Below are 2,680 nucleotides of genomic sequence, written 5' to 3' on the forward strand. Positions count from 1 at the left end.
ATTTAAAACAGGTCTTAATGAATCCCAAATAACTGAAGAAAATGAAATTATTTCGCAACCTATTACATTTCATGATTCCAGCAAGCTTGTAATGGGTTCATTAAAAAAGATATGTGAGGATTTTAATATTTCGCAAGAAAAAGCAAAAATAGATTTAAAAGACCATATTTTGAAATTGGGATGGGCGCTTGACGCTGACGGAAACCCCACAAATGACCCGGGTAAATATGATGACCGGGAATCCCAAGGGAATTATTTTATGAAGGTCGATCCGTATGAACCTGAATTAAATGAATATTTACGGTTGGACTGTGTGGCATTATATGAAATTGTTACAATGCTTATTGAAATATCCGGCTTGCCGATTCATGAATTTTTAAAATGTCCTACTACCGCAAGTCTTGCAATGAAAGTATATCAAATGAATTATCCTGAAGATTATGAAAAGGCTATTTCCACGAATTACGGTTATAGCAAATGGGGCGAGTTTACAGAGGATTTTATACGCAAGGCATATTATGGTGGACGTACAGAAGTATTTCAAAGTGAATTAAATGGCGGCTTTCATTATGATGTAAATTCATTATATCCGTACGTTATGAAAGTGAACCCAATACCTATAGGGAAACCGCGTCACCATAAAGGAGACAAAGCCCGAAACGTATTTAAATATTGGTACAGCTATAGACAGGGCGGCGGTTTTTTAGAATGTGATATTCACATACCGACTACTTTACATATACCGCCTCTACCTCACAGAATGTACAAAAAATTATGTTTCCCGGTCGGTAACCTTTCAGGGATATGGACGTTTGAAGAAATTGAATTGGCGTTAGAAATGGGTGCTAAAATAAAAGAAATTCATCAATGTATTTATTTTGAAAAGACCGATTATATATTTAAAGATTTTGTCTCCTATTTTGAAGAGATTAAAAATACAAGTGATGGAGCAAAAAAGACGTTTGCAAAATTAATGCAAAATGCACTGTACGGAAAATTCGGTATGCAAAGGGTTCGGCAAACGATTTTACCTGTCACAGAAATTGAGACATGCGAAGAAAAAGGCTATCCTTATGTTGAATTATTTAACCCTGTATATGGACAAGAATTTATTGAAGCAGCCGTCCCCAGCAAAGCGCCGTATATTCAGCCGCATATAGCCGCCTACGTTACGTCATACGCGCGTATTTTATTATATAGAGGTTTAATTAAACAATTAGAAAAAGGCGATGTGGCATATTGTGATACCGATTCAATAGCATGTGAAGCTATTTTTGATGATGACATGGTTGACGATAGAGAGTACGGTAAATGGAAACTGGAAGGTATTCTTGAAGAAGGTTTATTCATTCAACCAAAAACGTATTATGAAAAATATGCTGATGAAATAAAACCAGAAGAAATAGAAAAAGAAATATCCTCTTTTTCTCGGAATGTATTTAATTATCCCGAAAAAAGCAAAGTAAAACAATATCGTTTGGTCAAAGGTTCGGAGACAATGAAATTTAAAGGCATTCCCGGCGCGTATATCAAGAAATTAAATAGAGGGGTATATTATGATATCCTAGAGAAATTAAAAAGCTTACAGGCGCGTCAGGAGCGCGGAGAAATGATAACGAAAAAAGAAGCCTATTATTCTATTTATAAAGGCGAATTAAAAAGACGAAAATTTGCTACTATGCTTAAAATGGGTTCTGACGATTTTGATTTAAAGCAGGAAGTAAACAAGGGAATTTTACTAACGAATAGACAGAAAAGAAATATGGACTATATTAAAAATACAAGTCGTCCGCATGTGTCGTGTGACTTTTAAAAGAGTCGGGAAATTCATTTTCCCGGCTTTTTATTTTGCCTAAAAATAATTAAATATGAAATTAATTCATTTATTTTTATTTTTTGTCTTGAAATCGAACACATGTTCCTATATTATTTAATTTATCGAACAGAAATAGGACAAAAGGAGGATTTATTTTCTATGCCAAAAGAACTAGAAGAAAAAGAAGAAAAATCGTCTGCTGAAGAAACACCGAAAAAAGAGGAACAGGAGGACGCGCCAAAATGGGCAAAGAATCTGCTACAGGACATCCAAAACCTGATGGGAACAAAGGAACAGCCGCAGGGACAAGCACAGGAAATTCCAGTACCGGAACCGCCAAAAGTGGAGGAACCGGAGGAAGAGGAACAGCCAGCACCAAGCAAAGCGAAAACGCTCCTCGGGTGGTTATGGTAGATGTGCCGGGAAGTGACCAGGAGGAACAGCCGAAAAAGAAACGCGGTCGCCCTCCTGGTACTGGCACGAAAAAGAAAAGCGCAGCCAAGAAAAAGACGGCGGGCAATGTTGATTCATCCCAGCTGAAAATGCTGTTACTGACGACAAGCGCGATCGTGGCAGCACGACCTGGGATGGAAGACTTTGCATTAACCGCCGATGAAGCCGAACAGATATGTACGCCACTCGCAAACATCATGGCGAAGTCTGAAGGCGTGGCGGGTGTCGCCAGTGAGTATGCAGACCATATAGCGTTACTCATTGCGTGCTTTACGATCTTTATACCTAAATTCATTATGTGGAAATCCAAACAACCTAAAAAGAAAGAGGTACAGAAAAATGTCTTGCCAAAACGAGAACTACCAAAACAACACACCAAACCAAGAGGAAATTAAAGCCCGCCGGAAAGAA

Annotated in this window: 3 protein-coding genes; all 3 read left to right on the top strand. The window is 37.9% G+C overall.

All coding sequences use genetic code 11. The features are described from left to right. Positions 1–1,813: DNA polymerase (locus ACFV2J_RS42475; RefSeq protein WP_385443841.1), on the top strand; the 1,813-nt coding region annotated here is incomplete at its 5' end. Positions 1,814–1,915: 102 nt separating this feature from the next. Continuing rightward, entirely contained in the window at positions 1,916–2,230 is a 315-nt protein-coding gene (locus ACFV2J_RS42480) for a hypothetical protein (RefSeq protein ID WP_377998110.1), read from the top strand. Further along, positions 2,218–2,664 (top strand): hypothetical protein, encoded by a 447-nt coding sequence (locus ACFV2J_RS42485; RefSeq protein WP_385443844.1) that lies wholly within the window; start codon positions 2,218–2,220, stop codon positions 2,662–2,664. Before ACFV2J_RS42480 ends, ACFV2J_RS42485 begins: the two co-directional genes overlap by 13 nt. Positions 2,665–2,680 lie beyond the last annotated feature (16 nt).

Origin of the sequence: Streptomyces sp. NPDC059668 (assembly GCF_042734135.1) — a bacterium.
Lineage (GTDB): Bacteria > Actinomycetota > Actinomycetes > Streptomycetales > Streptomycetaceae > Streptomyces.

Excerpts from the sequence above, each read along its gene's own strand:
- ACFV2J_RS42480 (WP_377998110.1), top strand. The coding sequence starts at position 1,916 with ATGTTCCTATATTATTTAATTTATCGAACAGAAATAGGACAAAAGGAG.